General features: G+C 70.3%; 19 protein-coding genes. 15 read left to right on the top strand and 4 right to left on the bottom strand.

What is annotated here, in order from left to right; translation table 11 throughout:
• The first annotated feature begins 4 nt into the window (after positions 1-4).
• Complete coding sequence (locus tag Q8S40_RS16125; protein ID WP_304813873.1) at positions 5-1,048, top strand: ABC transporter ATP-binding protein; 1,044 nt, start codon at positions 5-7, stop codon at positions 1,046-1,048.
• 5 nt (positions 1,049-1,053) lie between these two features.
• Entirely contained in the window at positions 1,054-1,659 is a 606-nt protein-coding gene (locus Q8S40_RS16120; protein WP_305671188.1) for a 2-hydroxychromene-2-carboxylate isomerase, read from the top strand.
• On the opposite strand, the gene Q8S40_RS16115 is transcribed toward Q8S40_RS16120, so the two are convergent.
• Positions 1,647-2,903: a D-amino acid dehydrogenase gene (locus tag Q8S40_RS16115; protein ID WP_305671200.1), complete on the bottom strand. Its 1,257-nt coding sequence runs from the start codon at positions 2,901-2,903 to the stop codon at positions 1,647-1,649. The genes Q8S40_RS16120 and Q8S40_RS16115 overlap by 13 nt on opposite strands.
• Positions 2,904-3,032: 129 nt before the next feature.
• On the opposite strand from Q8S40_RS16115, the gene Q8S40_RS16110 reads away from it, so the two are divergent.
• The 9 genes from Q8S40_RS16110 (at position 3,033) to Q8S40_RS16070 (ending at position 10,848) form a co-directional block, all read left to right on the top strand.
• On the top strand, positions 3,033-3,470 hold the full coding sequence (locus Q8S40_RS16110; RefSeq protein ID WP_304813877.1) for an Lrp/AsnC family transcriptional regulator: 438 nt from the start codon (positions 3,033-3,035) through the stop codon (positions 3,468-3,470).
• 135 nt (positions 3,471-3,605) lie between these two features.
• Positions 3,606-4,667, top strand: a complete 1,062-nt coding sequence (locus Q8S40_RS16105) for an alkene reductase (protein WP_305671187.1) — start codon at positions 3,606-3,608, stop codon at positions 4,665-4,667.
• A gap of 118 nt (positions 4,668-4,785) precedes the next feature.
• Positions 4,786-6,177, top strand: a complete 1,392-nt coding sequence (locus Q8S40_RS16100; RefSeq protein ID WP_305671186.1) for a dihydroorotase family protein — start codon at positions 4,786-4,788, stop codon at positions 6,175-6,177.
• 10 nt (positions 6,178-6,187) lie between these two features.
• The gene (locus Q8S40_RS16095) at positions 6,188-6,688 is read left to right on the top strand and encodes a heme-binding protein (RefSeq protein ID WP_305671185.1); all 501 of its coding nucleotides are present in this window, start codon (positions 6,188-6,190) and stop codon (positions 6,686-6,688) included.
• Positions 6,675-7,661, top strand: a complete 987-nt coding sequence (locus Q8S40_RS16090) for a tripartite tricarboxylate transporter substrate binding protein (RefSeq protein WP_304813882.1) — start codon at positions 6,675-6,677, stop codon at positions 7,659-7,661. The genes Q8S40_RS16095 and Q8S40_RS16090 overlap by 14 nt, the downstream gene beginning before the upstream one ends.
• Before the next feature lie 78 nt (positions 7,662-7,739).
• Positions 7,740-8,030, top strand: coding sequence for a hypothetical protein (locus Q8S40_RS16085; protein WP_304813883.1), 291 nt, complete (start codon positions 7,740-7,742; stop codon positions 8,028-8,030).
• On the top strand, positions 8,027-8,974 hold the full coding sequence (locus Q8S40_RS16080) for an N-carbamoyl-D-amino-acid hydrolase (protein WP_305671184.1): 948 nt from the start codon (positions 8,027-8,029) through the stop codon (positions 8,972-8,974). The genes Q8S40_RS16085 and Q8S40_RS16080 overlap by 4 nt, the downstream gene beginning before the upstream one ends.
• Positions 8,975-9,044: 70 nt before the next feature.
• The gene (locus tag Q8S40_RS16075; protein WP_305671183.1) at positions 9,045-10,010 is read left to right on the top strand and encodes an N-carbamoyl-D-amino-acid hydrolase; all 966 of its coding nucleotides are present in this window, start codon (positions 9,045-9,047) and stop codon (positions 10,008-10,010) included.
• 82 nt (positions 10,011-10,092) lie between these two features.
• Complete coding sequence (locus tag Q8S40_RS16070) at positions 10,093-10,848, top strand: hypothetical protein (protein WP_304813887.1); 756 nt, start codon at positions 10,093-10,095, stop codon at positions 10,846-10,848.
• 14 nt (positions 10,849-10,862) lie between these two features.
• Here Q8S40_RS16070 and Q8S40_RS16065 read toward each other — a convergent pair whose 3' ends face one another.
• Both Q8S40_RS16065 and Q8S40_RS16060 read right to left on the bottom strand, forming a co-directional pair.
• The gene (locus Q8S40_RS16065; RefSeq protein WP_304813889.1) at positions 10,863-11,621 is read right to left on the bottom strand and encodes an SDR family NAD(P)-dependent oxidoreductase; all 759 of its coding nucleotides are present in this window, start codon (positions 11,619-11,621) and stop codon (positions 10,863-10,865) included.
• Positions 11,618-12,670, bottom strand: coding sequence for a ketopantoate reductase family protein (locus tag Q8S40_RS16060; RefSeq protein WP_305671182.1), 1,053 nt, complete (start codon positions 12,668-12,670; stop codon positions 11,618-11,620). Before Q8S40_RS16060 ends, Q8S40_RS16065 begins: the two co-directional genes overlap by 4 nt.
• A gap of 108 nt (positions 12,671-12,778) precedes the next feature.
• On the opposite strand from Q8S40_RS16060, the gene Q8S40_RS16055 reads away from it, so the two are divergent.
• Both Q8S40_RS16055 and Q8S40_RS16050 read left to right on the top strand, forming a co-directional pair.
• On the top strand, positions 12,779-13,645 hold the full coding sequence (locus Q8S40_RS16055) for a DMT family transporter (protein ID WP_305671181.1): 867 nt from the start codon (positions 12,779-12,781) through the stop codon (positions 13,643-13,645).
• Positions 13,642-14,613 (top strand): DMT family transporter, encoded by a 972-nt coding sequence (locus Q8S40_RS16050; RefSeq protein WP_305671180.1) that lies wholly within the window; start codon positions 13,642-13,644, stop codon positions 14,611-14,613. Before Q8S40_RS16055 ends, Q8S40_RS16050 begins: the two co-directional genes overlap by 4 nt.
• Here Q8S40_RS16050 and Q8S40_RS16045 read toward each other — a convergent pair.
• Entirely contained in the window at positions 14,544-14,960 is a 417-nt protein-coding gene (locus Q8S40_RS16045; RefSeq protein ID WP_305671179.1) for a gamma-glutamylcyclotransferase family protein, read from the bottom strand. The two genes, Q8S40_RS16050 and Q8S40_RS16045, sit on opposite strands and share 70 nt — an antisense overlap.
• 47 nt (positions 14,961-15,007) lie before the next feature.
• On the opposite strand from Q8S40_RS16045, the gene Q8S40_RS16040 reads away from it, so the two are divergent.
• Both Q8S40_RS16040 and Q8S40_RS16035 read left to right on the top strand, forming a co-directional pair.
• Entirely contained in the window at positions 15,008-16,405 is a 1,398-nt protein-coding gene (locus Q8S40_RS16040) for an L-lactate permease (protein WP_305671178.1), read from the top strand.
• 32 nt (positions 16,406-16,437) lie between these two features.
• Complete coding sequence (locus Q8S40_RS16035) at positions 16,438-17,871, top strand: aldehyde dehydrogenase family protein (RefSeq protein ID WP_305671177.1); 1,434 nt, start codon at positions 16,438-16,440, stop codon at positions 17,869-17,871.
• Positions 17,872-17,918 lie beyond the last annotated feature (47 nt).

Here is a 17,918-nt window from a genome sequence, read left to right as displayed (position 1 = left end):
AGCCATGTCGGACATTGCCATTCGCTTCGACCGGGTGACCAAGGCCTTCGGTGTGATGCGTGCCGTGGATGAGGTGTCGCTCGACCTGCCGCGCGGCGCGCTGGTGACGCTGCTCGGCCCGTCGGGCTGCGGCAAGACCACCACGCTGCGGCTGGTGGCGGGGCTGGAACTGCCGACCGGCGGGCGGATCGAGATCGAGGGCCGCGACGTCACGGGCCTGTCCGCCGCGGAACGCCGCATCGCCATGGTGTTCCAATCCTATGCGCTGTTCCCGCATATGAATGTGCTGGAGAATGTCTCCTACGGCCTGCTGGTGAACGGCGCGCGCAAGGCCTCCGCCGAGGCCGAGGCGAATGCCATGCTGGTGACGCTGGGGCTGGACGGGCTGGGCCAGCGCCTGCCTTCCGAACTCTCGGGCGGCCAGCAGCAGCGCGTGGCGGTGGCGCGCGCCCTGGTGCTGCGCCCCAAGGTGCTGCTGTTCGATGAGCCGCTGTCGAACCTCGATGCAAGGCTGCGGCGGCGGGTGCGGGAGGATATTCGCGACCTGCAGCGCAAGCTCGGCCTGTCCGTGGTCTATGTGACGCATGACCAGCAGGAGGCGCTGGCCGTCTCCGACCTGGTCTGCGTGATGCGCGCGGGCAAGATCGCGCAGATGGGCACACCGAACGAATTGTATGACGACCCGGCGGATGGCTTCATCGCGGATTTCATGGGCGAGGCGAATGTACTGGCCGGCGAGGTCCTGGCGCCCGGCCGCATCGCGCTCGGCGGCATCACGTTGAACGTGACCATGCGGGCGCACCCACCCGGCCCGGCGCAGATTGCCGTGCGGCCGGAATCCATCCTGCCGCAGCCCGAAGGGGAACCCGGCCTGCCCGGCCGCATCCAGCGCGCCGCCTTCCTCGGCCAGACGCGGGAGTATGAGGTGGAGACGGCGGCCGGTACGCTGTTCGTGGTGACGCCGGCGGCCAGCCGTGCCTTCGCGATGGGCGAGGCGGTGTCCTGCCGGCTCGATCGCGTGATTCCGCTGCGCGACGCGAAAGGATGAGGCCCATGCAGATCGATTACTACCTGTCCCTCGGCAGCCCCTGGACGCATCTGGGCGCGGCGCGGATCGAGGCCCTGGCCGCCCAGCACGGAGCTTCGATCCGCCCGATCCCCTGCGATTTTGGCGGCACCGTCTTCCCGGCCTCCGGCGGCCTGCCCTTGCCGAAGCGCAGCCCGCAGCGCCAGGCCTACCGCATGCAGGAATTGCGGCGGTGGCGGGAGGCTCTGGGCATCCCGATCCATCTGCAACCGAAGCACTTCCCCTGCGACGAGGCCTTCTCCGCCGCCTGCGTCATCGCCGTGCGGGAAACCCGGGGCGACGGCCCTGCCCTGCGGCTCGCGCACCGCATCCTGAAGGCGCTGTGGGAGGAGGAGGCCAATCCGGCGGACCGCGAGACCCTGTTCCAGCTGATCGCCGAAACGGGGCTGGATGCCGCCGCCGTCATGGCGCTGGCCGAGGACCCGCGCTGGGCCGAGATGCGCCAGGCCGACAGCCAGGCGGCGCTGGCCCGCGGCGTCTTTGGTGCGCCGAGCTATGTGATCGGCGACGACATCTTCTGGGGCCAGGACCGGCTGATGTTCGTGGAGAAGCGGCTCGCTCAGGCGGCGTAGCGGGCAAGATCAAGGTCGCTGGCGTCGATATCCGGCGACTTGCCGCTCATCAGATCGGCCAGCACGCGGCCCGATCCGCAGGCCATGGTCCAGCCCAGCGTGCCATGGCCGGTGTTCAGGAACAGGTTCGGGAAGCGTGTGGCGCCCACCACCGGCGTGCCATCCGGCGTCATCGGCCGCAGCCCGGTCCAGAAGCTGGCCTGCGCCACATCGCCACCGCGCGGGAACAGGTCGGTCACCGTGTGTTCCAGCGTACGCCGGCGTGGCCCGCGCAGCGTGGCGGAGAAGCCGGCGATCTCCGCCGTGCCGCCGACCCGGATACGGTCGCCGAGCCGGGTGACGGCGATCTTGAAGGTCTCATCCATCACGGTGGAGACCGGCGCACCCTCCGGGTCCGTCACCGGCAGGGTCAGCGAATAGCCCTTCACCGGATAGACCGGCACATGCAGGCCGAGCGGCCGCAGCAGCTTCGGCGCGAAGCTACCGAGCGCGACCACATAGTGATCCGCGGTGATGCGGCCCTGATCCGTGGCGATGCCGGTGACGCGGCCTGCCTCCGTCTCGATCGCCTGGATGGTGATGCCCTGGCGGAACTTCACGCCTGCGACCTCGGCCAGCGCGGCCAGGCGCTGGGTGAACAGGAAGGCATCGCCCGTCTCATCACCAGGCAGGCGCAGGCCGCCGACATACTTGCCTTGCACGAAGCGCAGTGCCGGTTCCACGGCGGCGCAGCCGGCGGCGTCCAGCACCTCATACGGCACCTGGAACTGGTCGAGCACGGTGGTGTCGTTCGGCACCAGATCGAGCTGCTTCTGGGTGCGGAACAGCTGCAGCGTGCCCTGGGTGCGCTGGTCGTACTGGATGCCGGTGGCGCCCCGAAGGTCGCGCAGGCAATCCCGCGAATATTCGGCCAGTCGCACCATGCGCGACTTGTTCAGGTTGTAGGCGTCCTCGGTGCAATTCGCGAGCAGCCGAGCCATCCAGCCATACAGCCGCGTATCCAGCAGCGGCCAGACCACCAACGGGCGGTGATGCATCATCAGCCATTTCAGCGCCTTGACCGGAATGCCCGGCCCCGCCCAGGGGGCGGAATAGCCGGGCGAGACCTGGCCGGCATTGGCGAAGCTGGTCTCCATGCCCGGGGCCGGCTGGCGGTCCAGCACCGTCACCTCATGCCCCGCCTGGGCCAGGTACCAGGCGCTGGCCACACCCACCACGCCGCTGCCGAGCACGACCACGCGCATCATCGTCATCCCTTGCGATCAGCCAAGGATAGACGGTGAATCCAGCGAATTTCATGCCACATCGTCGCATCATCTTTCTCCGATGCCGCATCTACGCAATATTCTGCGGAGTTTCCGCAGGATCTGCCCATGGACGATATCGACCGTTCCATCATCCGCGCACTGCGGGCCGATGGCCGCATGCCCAATGCCGCGCTGGCCGCCGCCGTGGGGCTTTCCGCCTCCGCCTGCCTGCGCCGGCTGCGGCTGCTGGAACAGCGCGGCACGATCCGCGGCTACACCGTGCTGGTGGACGAACCCTCCCCCGCCGGGGTTGTCACCGTGATCGTGCAGATCACGCTGGAGCGGCAGACGGATGACCATCTGCGCCGCTTCGAGGATGCGGTGCGGCGCTGCCCGGAGGTCCGCCAATGCCATTTGATGACTGGCATCGCGGACTATCTGCTGCGCGTCGAGGCGCGCGATGCGGCGGATTATGAGCGAATCCACAAGGAGGCGCTGTCCCGCATGCCGGGCGTCGCCCGCATCCAGTCCAGCTTCGCCATCCGCACGGTCATCCGCGGATGACGGAATCCACCGCGGTGCCATCACCACGCTGAATGTTGCCCATCGCCGCCGGGCGCTGGCGGGCGGACGTGGCCGGGGCCACTTCACGGTCAACCGCGGCGCCACCCGTGCCGCATGGCCTTCAAGGATATCGCAATGACCGAGACCCCCGACCTGTTCGGCCCCGTGAAGCTGGGCGCGCTGACCCTGCCCAACCGCATCGTCATGGCGCCGATGACGCGCAGCCGCGCCCCGGGCAACCTGCCGAATGCGCTGATGGCGGAATACTACGCGCAGCGCGCTTCCGCCGGCCTGATCATCACCGAGGGCACCACGCCGGCCGCCAATGGCCGCGGCTACAGCGACATTCCCGGCCTCTACAGCCCGGCCCAGGTCGAGGGTTGGCGCGGCGTGGCGGATGCGGTGCATGCCAAGGACGGGCGCATCTTCGCCCAGCTCATGCATGTCGGCCGCATCGCCCTGACGGAGAACCAGGATGGCGAGGCGCCGGTGGCCCCTTCGGCCATCGCGGCGAATGGCCAGATGTACACCCCCTCCGGCATGAAGCCGCTGGCCCTGCCGCGCGCGCTGGAGGAAGCGGAGATCGAATCGCTGATCGAGGCCTTTGCCCAGGCCGCGCGCAATGCGGTGGCGGCGGGCCTGGATGGCATCGAGATCCACGGCGCCAATGGCTACCTGCCCGGCCAGTTCCTGGCGCCCAACGCCAATAAGCGGACGGATCGCTGGGGTGGCTCGGCGGAGAACCGCGCGCGCTTCCTGATCGCCATCACCGATGCCGCCGCCAAGGCGATCGGGCCGGACCGGGTCGGCGTCCGCCTCAGCCCGGGCAATCCGTTCAACGACATCGATGATCCGGATGTGGAGGGCACCTACACCCCGGTGATCCAGGGCATCTCCGGCAAGGGGCTGGCCTATGTGCATTTCCTGGATGCAAAGCCCGCCTTCGACGTGATCGGCCTGGCGCGGAAGCATTTCGGCGGCCCGATCATCCTGAACGCCGGCTACGACAAGGCCCGCGCGCAGGCGGATATCGCCAGCGGGCGCGCGGACCTGATCGCCTTCGGGTCCAGCTACATCGCCAATCCGGACCTGGTGGAGCGCCTGAAGCAGGACGCGCCGCTGAACCCGCCGGACCAGGCCAGCTTCTACGGCGGCGACGCCAAGGGCTACACGGACTACCCCGCGCTCGCGGCCTGAGCCGGCGCCTCCCCCGGCCCGCACGGAGACGGGCCGGGGACGGTGGGCGCACCCCCGGATTGGCGTGGCGCGCAACCCGGCCTAGCCTCCGCGGCGATCAACCGTGAGAGGCCCCCGCATGTCCGACGCCGCCCAGCCCTTCGACCTTGTCCTGCGCGGTCGTGTCGTGCTGTCAGACCGCGTGCTGGAGGATGGCTACGTCGCCATCCGAGGCGAAACCATCGCCGCGATCGGCGAGGGCCTGCCGCCACCGGCCAAGGCCGAGGCCGACCATCGTGGCAGGCTGATCCTGCCCGGCCTGGTCGATGGCCACATGCACACCTCCTCCTCCACCGGCTGGCCGGGGATCGAGAATGCGACGATGACGGCGGCCGCAGGCGGCGTCACCACAGTGTGCGACATGCCCTATGACGTGCCGAACCCGGTGACATCCGCCAAGATCTTCGCCGAGAAGGTGGAGTGGGTGAACCGCCTGGCCCATGTGGACATGGCGCTCTACGCCACCATCAGGAAGACCGGTGGGGCGGAGGATGTGGCGGCGATGGCGGAAGCCGGTGCCTCCGCCTTCAAGGTCTCGACCTATGAATACGACGCGCATCGTTTCCCGCGCCTCGATCACCCGACCATGCTGGCGGGCTTCACCGAAATGGCGAAGACCGGGCTGATGGTCGCCGTGCACAATGAGGACCAGGAACTGGTGGTGAAGCTGACGGAGGCCGCCAAGGCCGCCGGCAACACCTCCCCCATCTGGCATTGCCGCACCCGGCCGCCGCTGACCGAAAGCATGGCGGATCTCGAGATCTTCGAGATGGCGCTGGAGACCGGCGCGCATGTGCACATCGCCCATTCCTCCATCGCGCGCGGCTTCGAGCTGGCGCAGATCTATCGCGGCATGGGCGCCAAGACCTCCGGCGAGGCCTGCATCCAGTATCTCTGCATGACGGAGGAGGATGTCGTCCGGCTGCAGGGCTACGGCAAGTGCAACCCCCCCTTCCGCACGGCGGCGGAGGTGGAGCGCATGTGGGGCGCGATGGCGGCCGGAATCATGGCCTATGTCTCGACGGACCACGCGCCCTGGCCGCGGGCGAAGAAGGAATACAACGGCGACATCTTCCCCGTTGGCGCCGGCCTCACCGGCCTGCAGAGCTTCGCGCCGCTGATGTACACGCTGCTGGCCGAACGCGGCCTGCCGCCCAGCGTCATGGCGCGCATGTGCTCCGAGGAGCCGGCCCGCTACCATGGGCTGGACCCGAAGAAGGGCGGCATCCGGATCGGCGCCGATGCCGATTTCTGCGTGCTGGAGACCGGCGATTTCGTCTTCGACGAGCGCATCATCCAGGACCGCGAGGATTTCCGCTGGTCCGCCTATCACGGCCGCGCCATGAAGGCGCGCGTCGCCGCCACGCTGCTGCGCGGCGCCGAGATCTGGAACGGCGCGGAGGTGAAGGCCCGCCCCGGCACAGGCCGCTTCGTGCCGCGCCAGCACAAGCGCAGCGCGCTCGACGCATGAGGCCCATGCCATGAGCGGGCCGCATGGCTACACCATCAAGCACCTGGCGGTGGACCTCCGCCTTGCCGTGGCGGAACACATCGCCGATGCGACGCTCGCCGCCGGCAGGCAGGCGGCCCTGCTGCCGCTGACCGTGGTGGTGCTGGATGCGGGCGGCCATGTGGTGGTGCAGAAGCGGGAGGATGGCTCCGGCATCCTCCGCGCCGAGATCGCGCGCGGCAAGGCGCATGGGGCGCTCGGCATGGGCATCGGCAGCCGGATCATCCGTGACCGGCTGAAGGATCGCCCGGCCTTCCAGTCGGCCATCGCGGCCGCCAGCGACGGGCGCTTCATTCCGGTGCCCGGCGGCGTGCTGATCTGCCGGGAGGATGGCGCCGTGATCGGTGCCGTCGGTGTCTCCGGCGATGCCTCGGACAAGGACGAATACGCGGCGATCGCCGGCGTCCGCGCCGCGGGCCTGCTGCCCCACCCCGAAACCCCCGTGGAGAATTGGCGCGATGCCGGATTATAGAATTTCGCGACGTGGCCTGCTGGCCGGCGGCGGCGCGATGCTCGCCGCCCCGGCGCTGGCGCAGGATTTTCCGTCCCGCCCGATCCGCCTCGTCATCCCCTTTCCCGCCGGCGGCCCCACCGATGTCTATGCCCGCTTCTATGCGGAGCGGATGACGCGCGAACTGGGCCAGACGGTGGTGACGGAGAATCGCGGTGGCGCAGGGGGCGCGATCGGCGCGATGGAGGTCGCGCGGGCGCGGCCGGATGGCCACACGCTGCTGTTCGGCACGGCCTCCACCCATGCGCTGTACAATCTGGTGACGCGGCAGCCGCAATATGACGCGGCGAAGGATTTCCAGGCGGTCGCCACGCTGGGCGGCGGGCCGCTGTGCTGGCTGGCGCATCCCTCCCGCCCCGGCACGCTGGCAGAATTCCTGGCGGCGGCGCGCAGCGCCAACCCGCCGCTGGCCTATGGCTCCCCCGGCACCGGCACGCTGATGCACCTGGCGACCGAGATCCTGAAGCGCGAATCGGGCGATGTACCGCTGAGCCACATCCCCTATCGCGGCGCCGCGCCGGCGATGAACGACCTGATCGCGGGCACGCTGGCGCTGGCGGTGAACACGCTGGGCGCCGGGCTGCCGCTGCACCAGGGCGGCCGCGCGCGGATGCTGGCAGTGGCGTCCTCCGTCCGCGCGCCGCAGGCGCCGGAGGTGCCGACCGCGGCTGAGGCGCTCGGCCGGCCCGGCTTCACCGCGGTGCTCTGGCACGCGGTCTTCGCCCCGCCCGGCCTGCCCGCGCCGGTGCTGGCGCGGCTATCCGCCGCCACCAACGCCACGCTGGCGGATGCCACCTTCCGCGCCAGCCTGAACACCGCCGGGATCGAGCCCGCCACCCCCGGCACGCCCGAATCGGCGGCCGCCTTCATCGCCGCGGAGGCCGCCCGCTACAGCCCGATCGTCGAGGCGATCCGGCCTGAGCTGGATGCATGAGGCAGCGCCAGGCATGGTCCCCGCCCCGCCATCGGGCTACAGGGCGAGGCTGAACCGCACCGCAAGACAAGACCCGGCATGACCGACAACCGCCCGCCCGGGCAGCGCTGGATCAAGCGCCCGCCCCGCCCCTCCCGCGCCACGCTGCCGGCCCCGCCGCCACGGGTCGGCCCCGGGCGCAGCCATCTGCTGATGGCGATCGCCACCGGCATCGCCACCGGCATCGTCGGCGTGGTGCTGGCGCAGCTGGCAGGCGCCCGGTCCGGCGTGCCGGGATTCGCAGCGGGCTTCGGCTTCATCATTGGCTTCATCGTGCTGTGGCGCGGCTTCGGCGGCACCCGGCAGGACATCAGGAACCTGTTCAAATGAGCCGCATCCTCACCCTCGCCGGCGCCCAGATGGGCCCCACCCAGCGCGCCGACAGCCGCGCCCAGACGCTCGCCCGGCTGGTGGCGCTGCTGGAAAAGGCGGCGGCCAAGGGCGCGAAGCTGGTGGTGTTCCCGGAACTCGCCTTCACCACATTCTTCCCGCGCTGGCCGATGGATCGCGACGCGCCGGAGCTGATCGGCAGCTTCGAGGCCGCGATGCCGAACCCGCAGGTGCAGCCCCTGTTCGACCGCGCGCGTGAATTGGGGGTGGGCTTCTACATCGGCTATGCCGAGCTGACGCCGGATGGCCACCGCTTCAATTCCGCCATCACCGTCGGGCCGGATGGGCAGATCCTGTTCAAATACCGCAAGATCCACCTGCCCGGCAGCGACCATGTGAAGGACGGCCAGAAGTACCAGCAGCTCGAGAAGATGTATTTCGAGTATGGCGACATGGGCTTCCCCGTGGCGCGCGGCCCGGAAGCCTGGGGCCGCCCGGTGCTCGGCATGCTGGTCTGCAACGACCGCCGCTGGCCGGAGGGCTGGCGCTGCCTCGGGCTGCAGGGGGTGGAGCTGGTGATGGTCGGCTACAACTCCGCCGCCTATGACCCCAACGGCGGCGAGGGCGAGAGCGAGGCGCTGCGCACCTTCCACTCCATCCTGGCCGCGCAGTCCAACGCCTACATGAACGCCACCTGGGCGATCGCGGTGGCGAAGGCGGGCGTGGAGGATGGCGCCGGGCTGATCGGCGGGTCCTGCATCGTGGACCCGAACGGGGTGGTGGTGGCGCAGGCCAGGACCACGGCGGATGAGGTGATCGTGGCGGAGATCGACCTCGACGCCTGCCGGCAGGGCAAGGAGAAGATGTTCAACTTCGCGGCGCATCGCCGGCCGCAATGGTATGGGCGGATCGTCGAGCAGGTGGGGGCCGAGCCGCCCGCCTGAACATGCGCGGGGCTGGCCAGGGCGCGCGGCCTCTGGCATCTGCGGAGCATCGTTCGGGAGAGACTGCCCCATGACCCGCCGCCTTGTCGTCGCCGCCGCCCAGATGGGTCCGATCCAGAAGGCCGAGGGCCGTGACGTGGCGGTGGACCGCATGATCCGCCTGATGGAAACCGCGGCGCGCCGGGGCGCGGAGGTGGTGGTCTACCCCGAACTGGCCCTGACCACCTTCTTCCCCCGCTGGTACCATGAGAACCTGGCCGAGGCGGACCATTGGTACGAGCACGCCCTGCCCTCCAACGAGACGGCACCGCTATTCGATGCGGCGCGGCGCCTCGGCGTTGCCTTCCATCTGGGCTATGCGGAAAGGACGCCTGACGGCCATCGCTTCAATACCGCCGTCTTCGTGCACCCCACCGGCGAGATCGTGCTGAAATACCGCAAGGTCCACCTGCCCGGCCATGCGGAATTCGACCCGGTGCGGAAGGTCCAGCACCTGGAGAAGCGCTATTTCGAGCCGGGCGACCTCGGCTTCCCCGTGGTCCGTGCGCCCATCGGCAGCGCCGGGCCGGTGAATATCGGCATGATCATCTGCAACGACCGCCGCTGGCCGGAAGCCTGGCGCGTGCTGGGGCTGCAGCAGGTGGAGCTGGTCATGCTCGGCTACAACACGCCCAGCCTGAACATGGAAAACCGCGGTTTCGAGGCGCATCATCTGCGCGTCGCCCACAGCCATCTGTCCATCCAGGCGGGCTGCTACCAGAATGCCTGCTTCGGTGTCGGTGTCGCCAAGGCGGGCAGCGAGGATGGGCATGAGCTGTTCGGCCATTCCATCATCGTCAACCCGCAGGGCGAGATCATGGCCCAGGCGACAAGCTGGGATGATGAGGTGATCATCGCCGACTGCGACCTCGGCATGTGTGAACTCGGCCGCAGCACCATCTTCAATTTCGCCCGGCATCGCCGGCCGGAACACTACACCCGCATCACCAGCCAGACCGGCAGCGAGCCGCCGGCGGTCTGGACCCCGAAGGCCTGACCTGCACGCCCTGGCCGGCCCGGCTGGCTAAGGCGCCGGTCCCACGTTACCTTTGCTCCCCTCCCCGCAAGGTCGTTCCCGCATGACTGAACCCACCTACCCCATCCTGTATCGCGTCACGGCCACGACGGAGCTGCGCGAGGGCCCGGGCCCGGACCAGAAGGCGATCCGCACGCTGCCGATCGACCAGGTGCTGGTGCTGGCGGGCGAGGTCGCGGAAGGCTGGCTGCCGGTGGAGGCGCCCTCCGGCCAGAAGGGCTTCGCCCCGGCCGGGCTGCTGCGCCGCCAGGTGGCGGGCGCCAAGGCGCCGCAGCACGTCACGGAAACCTTCCCCTGGCGCAATGTGGACCGCGTGAACCGCGAGCCGAAGATGCTGCACCCGGCCTTCCGCAACAAGGCGCTGCGCACCGTGGCACGGCTGAACGCGGAGGGGATTCCCTTCGGCATCTATGAGGGCATGCGCGGCCCCTGGCGGCAGAACCACCTCTACGCCTCCGGCCGCAGCCGCACCGGGCGCATCCTGACGCCGGTCCGCGCCTTCGAGAGCCTGCACCAGTTCGGCCTGGCGGCCGATTTCGTGCTGGCGCTGGAAGGCCGCTGGTCCTGGGACGCGGATGAGGGCCAGGCCCGGATGTGGGAGAGGCTGCATGCCGTGGGCGCCGATGAGGGCCTGGTCTCGAAGCCCGACGAGATGCCGCATCTCCAGCTTGCGGATGTCGATATCGCCGACCTCCGCGCCGGTCGCCTGCCGCCGAACACCGACCCGGCCTGGACCACCGCCTATACCTGGATGGTCCAGAGCTGGGATGGCAAGCCTTCCGGCCCGCCGCTGAAGTAGTGCCGGATGGGGGCCTAGCTGCCCCCATCCACCTGCAGGATCTGCCCCGTCACCCAGCTCGCGAAGGGCGAGGCGAAGAACATCACGGCATGCGCCATATCCTCCGGCTCCCCGAGCCGGCGCATGGCGATGCGGCCGAGCATCGCCTTCTGGCCTTCCTCCCCATAGCTCTCGAATTGCTTGATCGAGGCGGCGTTGGACAGGGCGAAGCCCGGCGCGACGGAATTCACCGTGATGCCGAAGGGGCCGAATTCGCGCGATAGCTGCCGCGTCAGGCCGACCAGCGCGTGTTTGGAACTGCAATAGGCCTGGATGCCGGTGAGGCTCGGCTTCAGCCCGGCGCCGCTGCTGATGGTGACGATGCGGCCGGTCTTCGCCTTCTTCATGCCCGGCGCCACGGCCTTGCACAGGTTGAAGGCGGCATGGGTGTTGATATCGAAGATCGCGTGCCAGTCCTCCTCCGGCACCTCCTCGATCGGGCGCATCACCTGGCCGCGCACGCCGCCCGCATTACAGACCAGCACGCCGACAGCCTGGCCGGTGGCCTGCTCGATGTCGCGGATCCAGCCGGCAGCGGCGCCCTTAGCCGTCAGGTCGAAGGCGGCGGTGGTGATGCTGCCCTCGCTCTCCGCCGTTTCCTTCAGCTCCTCGGCCGAGAGGTCGCAGGCGAAGACCTTGGCGCCAACACGGGCGAATTCGCGGGCGATGGCGCGGCCATAGCCGTGGCCGGCCCCGGTCACTGCGACCACGACGCCGTCATATCGAATGTTCATGCCATCAGCTCCGTGAGATTTGCGTCCGCCATCGGGCGCTCGCCGCGCTCGCATTCGTGGATCATGGCGATCAGGCGCTCCAGCGTCGGGCAGGCCAGGCCATGCGCGCGGCCAATTGGCGGCACCGCGCCGATCTGGGCATCGGCGGGGGTGGCGCGGTGGCGCACCCACAAATCGCGCCAGACGCCGGAATGGGTTTTGGCATTGGGACGGTTGAAGGCCTCCATCGCGGCCATGGAGGCGCGCGCCGCATCCTCCGTCGCGCCCGGCCCGAAGGCGTCCGGGTCGAAGCCGTTGAAGCCCAGCGGTGTCACGCCTTCGGCGCGGGCCACCGCGATCACCTCCCCGCACAAAGCGCGGACCAGCGGCAGCAATTCGGTGCGCGCCAGCGTGTCGGCGATGCCCTTCTCCGCCAGGCCCTGCGCGTAGAGCAGGCTGGAATAGGCCAGCTTGCCCCACAGATAGCCCCAGATATTGGGTGTCAGCACCGCATCGGGTTCGAAGGTCTCGGCCAGCAGCTTGTGCAGCGCGGCCAGGCGCGGCGTGGTCGCACCGTCCAGCTCGCCAACCACCACCGCACCGCGATTGCCGTACAGGATGCGGCCCGGCTCGATCCAGTCGGCGCCGAAATTGACGAAGGCGCCGAGCGTGCGATGCGCGCCACAGACCTCCGCGATCACCCGCTCGCACAGCCCGTTCTGCAAGGACAGCACATAGCCATCCTCGGCCAGATGCGGCAGCAACTGGCGGCAGGCGGCTTCCGTGTCATGCGTCTTCACCGCCAGGAAGATGCGGCGGAAGGTGCCCTTCACCTGGCCGGGCAGCACCGCCGGCGCGCTGATGCGCGGGCGGGAGACCGGGCCCTCGATCGTCAGGCCGCGCATCGGGTCGCCGATGGCGGCGACATGGTCGGCCACGACATCGCAGAACACCACAGCATGCCGCGCGCGCACCAGATGCGCGCCGATGGTGCCGCCGATGGCGCCCGCGCCCCAGATCAGGATCGGACCATGATCCACCGCTTCCCGCGCCCCATCCCTGCCTGCCAAGCCTGTCTCCCTTCCTGCCGATGACGGCCATGCGCCCGGCGCCCTTGCGCGGCGCGGTGCCGCCAGACCACCCTGCATCCCAGGCTAGACAGGACCAGCGCCGCGTCAATGCACCCCGACCGTAGTGGCAATTTGAAGGGCGCGGCCTTGATGTCGGCGGCCGCCGTGCTGTTCGCGGCGGAGGTGCTGATGATTCGCTGGATGACCGCGCGCGGCATCCCGGTGGAGGTGCAGCTTTTCGCCCGCGCGCTCGGCCAGTTGCTTTGGGTGTCCCCGCGCATCGCCACCAGCGGGCTGGCCGTGTTCCGCACGAAGCGGCTGCCGATGCATCTGCTGCGCGGCATGTCGTCCCTCGTCTGCTGGGGGCTTTACTACTACTCCTTCACCCGGCTCGACATGGCGACGGGCACGGTGCTGTCCTTCACCAATGTCATGTTCACCACGCTGCTCGCAGCCCCCATCCTGGGTGAAAGGGTGGATCGCTGGCGCTGGTTCGGCACCATCGCGGGGCTGCTTGGCGTCGCCGTGATGCTGCGGCCCGGGGCGGAGGTGGATGCGTTGGGTGCTGCGGCCGCCATCGCCGCCGCCGTGGCCTGGTGCGGCATCACGCTTTCCTCCCGCAGCCTGACGCGCACGGACAGCACGCTGACGGTGCTCGCCTGGGTCGGCGTCTTCACCAGCCTCGGCGTGCTGCCGCTGGCGGTGCTGGCCTGGGTGCCGATCGGGTTGTTCGAACTGGGCCTGCTGCTGGTGGTGGCCACCGTGATGCCCGGCATCATCTTCCTGGTGACGGAGGCGCTGCGCCATGGGGAGGCCAGCGCCATCGCGCCCTTCCAGTATCTGCGCCTGGTGGTGGTGACGGCGGCCGGATGGATCCTGTTCAACGAGGTGCCGGACCTGTTCGGCTGGATTGGTGCGGCCATCATCCTGTCCGGCGCACTGGTCATCACCGTGGCCGAGGCGCGCCGCCGGTGAGCCCCTTTACCAAAGCGGCGCTGCTTTCCGTCGCCGCAGGCTTCATCTTCAACCTCGAGACCACGGTGGTGAAGGCCATCGAGGGTGTGCCGCTCGCGACCCTGGTGCTGGCCCGCGCGCTTGGGCAGTTGGGCTGGACCCTGCCCGCGCTGCTCCGCGACCCGACCCTGCCGCGGACCCGCGCGCTGCCGATGCAGATCTTCCGCGGCATGCTCTCCGTCGTATCCTGGTACACCTACTACCTCGCCTTCTCCGGCCTGCCGCTGGCAACCGCCACCGTGCTGTCCTTCACCTCCGTGCTGTTCGTCACCGCACTCGCCGGGCCGGTGCTGGGGGAGCGCGTGCGCTGGCGGCGCTGGAGCGCGACGCTGGTGGGCTTCGCGGGCGTGATTGCCATCGTGCGGCCCGGCGGGGCCGGGGCGGTGGCGCTGGACTGGCCGCTGGCCGCCGCGCTGGCCTCGGCGCTGATGGGCGCCGTGATCGTGCTGACCACCAAGACCCTGGCGCGGACGGAGCGCACCGGCACCATCATGTTCTGGATCGGCGTGGTGGCGGTTTCCGTCGCGCTGCCGGTGGCGCTGCCGGGGCTGGCTTGGCCGGGCTGGGGCAATCTTGGCCTGCTGCTGCTTTGCGCCGTGTGCGGGCCGTTCGCCATGCATCTCTGGATCAATGCGTTGCGCATGGTGGATGCCAGCGTGGTGGCGCCGATCTCCTATGTCCGCCTGGTCTTCGCCGCGGCGACCGGCGTGCTGCTGTTCAATGAGGTGCCGGATGCCTGGCTCGGCTTCGGTGCCGCGCTGATCGTCGGCTCCGCGCTGTACATCACGCGGCGGGAGGCGCAGGTGGCGCGGCGCCGGGCCGCACCGTTGGCCGCCAATGCCGAGGCGGCGCTGCCGATTCAGCCGATGAAGCCGCAGGCCGACAGCGCCGCATCCAGCGGCCCCGGCTCCAGCCCGAACTCCCGGTAGCCGAGGCGCAGATGCCCCACATACCAGCCCTCCGGCGGCCCGGCGCGCAGCCGCCGCCCGGCATAGATCCAGGCCTCGCCACCTTCCGGCAACGCCACCTTCAGGCGTTCGTAGATGCCGAGCGCCGTACCCTCGAACTTGTCGAGGCTGCGGAGATGCCTGGGCCGGATGCGCCACAGGCCGATCGGCAGAAGGCTCGCCGCATCCGGCTCGATATCGGCATAGCGCCGCAGCACCAGGCGCCAGCCGGGCAGCAGCGCGGTGCCGACCGGCTCGGCGCCCTGGCAGCGTTCGCGCATGCGGGCGTGGTCGAGATTGCTGCCATAGGCGGCATAGAGAAGCGGCATGGCGTGCAGGATTGGCCCGACCGGGCGGCCCCGGCAAGGTGGCGCGCATGATGCTCGCCTTGCAGGCCGCGCCGCTGCTGCTGCTGGTGGCGCTGCTGCTGTCCGGCCGCGCCGGGCCGGTGCCGGCGGTGCTGGCGGCGCTGGTCGCAGCGCTGCCCGCCGTGATCGCCACGCTGGACGCGCCCACCCTGCCCTTCCTGGTGGAGGAAACGCTGCGCGGCGCCTTCCTGGCCTCCAAGCCGATTGCCGTGGTCATCGGCGGGTTGCTGTTTCACGCCGCCGTCTCCGGCCAGGGCGCCGCGCCGACCGATGCGCCACCGGAGCCGCGCCGCATCTTCGTCGCCTGCCTGCTGATGGGCGGCTTCATGGAAAGCGTCACCGGCTTCGCCGTGGGCGCGGTGTTCGCACTTTCCGCGCTGCGCGGCATGGGGCTGCGCGGGGCGCCGCCAGCGGCGATGGCGCTGCTGTCGCTGACCCTGGTGCCCTGGGGCGGGCTCGGGCCGGGCACCTCGCTGGGGGCGGCGCTGACCGGGCTGCCGGCGCAGGACGTGGCGGCGCTGACCGCCTGGCCGAATGCCGCATGGCTGCTGCTGATGGGGCCGGTGCTGTGGCGGCTGTGTGCCGCCGCCGGTGTTGCCGTGCCGGGGCGGGAGAAGGCGCTGCAGATGGGTTTTCTGCTGGCTGTCTCCGGCATCCTCCTGGCCTCCCACGCGCTGTTTCCCTTCGAGATCGCGGGCATCCTCGCCACCGGCATTCCGCTGCTGTTTGCGCTGTATCGGCTGGACCCGCCGCAGGGCGCGGCGGGCTGGCGCCGGGCCGCGAGGTCGCTGGCGCCCTATCTGCTGCTGACCGGCGCGCTGCTGCTGGCGCGGTCCTGGTCGGGCGCGCCGGCCTGGACGCCCTATGCCGATCTGCCGGGCTTTCCCATCACCCATGTCTCGGTGGTGCTGTGGCTGGTCGCGGGTGCGTTGCTGCTGCGCCGGGCCGAACCATGGACGCGCGCCCGGGCGGCGCTGCTGCGGGCGCTGCGGCCGGCGCAGGCGATGCTGCTGTATGTGGTGCTGGCGCGCTGGATGGCCGGCGCGGGCATTGCCGGCGCCCTCGCCACCGCGGCGGCGGAGGGGCTGGGTCCGGCGGCGCCCTATGCCGTGCCGGTGCTGGGGCTCGCCTCCGGCATCGTCACCGGCAGCAATGTCGGCTCCAACGCCGCGCTGATGCCGGTGCAGGCCGCGCTCGGCCAGGCGTCCGGGCTGGCGCCGCTGCTGGCCCCGGCGTTGCACAACTTCTCCGGCGCGGCGGGGGCGGGCATGTCCTTTGCCGTCTGCGCGATGATCTGCGGGCTGGCGGGCGAAGGCGCGCGGCCGGCGCAGGTCTGGCGGCTGCTGGCGCCCTCGCTGATTGGCGTGCTGGTGGTGGGCTGGGCGATGGTGGCGCTGCTGGCTTGAAGCCCCTGCGCCGGGCCGCTACCTCGCCGCGCATGACCCTGCACACGCATTTCATCGGCGGCCGCGCCGTGGCCTCCGACGCTGTCCTGCCCGTCCTCAACCCCTCCGACGGCACCGAGATCGGCCAGATCGTCCGCGGCACGGCGCGGGAGGTGGATGAGGCCTGCCGCGCGGCGGATGCGGCGCTGGCCGGCCCCTGGGGCCGCATGCCCGCCGCCGAGCGCGGCCGGCTGCTGCTGAAGCTCGCCGCCCTGGTGCAGCGCGATGCGGAACGGCTGGCGGCGCTCGAGTCCCTCGATGTCGGCAAGCCGATCCGCCAGGCGCGGCAGGACGCCGCCGCCTGCGCGCGCTACTTCGAGTTCTACGGTGGCGCCGCGGACAAGGTGCATGGCGAGACCATCCCCTCCGCCGAGGGCATACTGGCGATGACGGTGTGGGAGCCGCATGGCGTCACCGCGCACATCATCCCGTGGAACTACCCGATGCAGATCCTCGGCCGGTCGCTGGGCGGGGCGCTGGCCATGGGCAATGCGGCCGTGGTGAAGCCGGCGGAGGAGGCGTCGCTGACCACGCTCGCCATCGCGGAACTGGCGGCGGAGGCGGGCTTCCCCGAAGGCGCGGTGAATGTCGTCACCGGCCTGGGGGAGGAAGCCGGCGCGGCACTGACGGCGCATCCGCTGGTCGCCCACATCTCGTTCACCGGCAGCCCGGAGGTCGGCACGCTGATCCAGCGCGCGGCGGCGGAGCGCACGATTCCGGTGACGCTGGAGCTGGGCGGGAAAAGCCCGCAGATCGTCTTCGCCGACGCGGACCTGGACCAGGTGGTGCCGGCGGTGATGGGTGCCATCATCCAGAATGCCGGCCAGACCTGTTCCGCCGGGTCCCGCCTGCTGGTGCAGGATGCGGTGCATGACCGGCTGCTGGCCGCGCTGGCGGATCGCTTCGCCGCGCTGGAAGCCGGGCCGGCGGAGCGTGACCTCGACCTCGGCCCGCTGGTGACACTGGCCCAGAAGCGGCGGGTGGAGGGGTTCCTCGACATCGCCCGGCGCGACGGGTTGCGCCACGCGGCAAGCGGTCGCCTCGCCAGCAATGCACCGGAGGGCGGCTACTATGTGAGGCCGGTGCTGCTCGACGATGTCGATGCGGCGCATACCCTGGCGCAGGAGGAAATCTTCGGCCCCGTCCTGGTCGCGACCCGCTTCACGGATGAGGAAGCCGCGCTGCGGCTGGCGAACGGCACCGCCTATGGCCTGGTGGCGGGTGTCTGGACGCGCGACCTCGGCCGTGGCGTGCGGCTGGCACGCCACATCCGCGCGGGCCAGGTCTTCGTCAACAACTACGGCGCCGGCGGTGGGGTGGAACTGCCCTTCGGCGGGATGAAGCGCAGCGGCCATGGGCGAGAGAAGGGCTTCGCGGCGCTGCACGGCTTCGGTGCGTTGAAGACCATCGCCATCCGGCACGGCTGAAGGCCGGCGCTTGAAGCCGGAGCGGGGCTTCACTTATACCCAGCACC

Origin of the sequence: Falsiroseomonas sp., assembly GCF_030695085.1 — a bacterium.
Classification (GTDB): domain Bacteria; phylum Pseudomonadota; class Alphaproteobacteria; order Acetobacterales; family Acetobacteraceae; genus Falsiroseomonas.
This window is presented reverse-complemented; position numbering and strand designations above follow the sequence as displayed.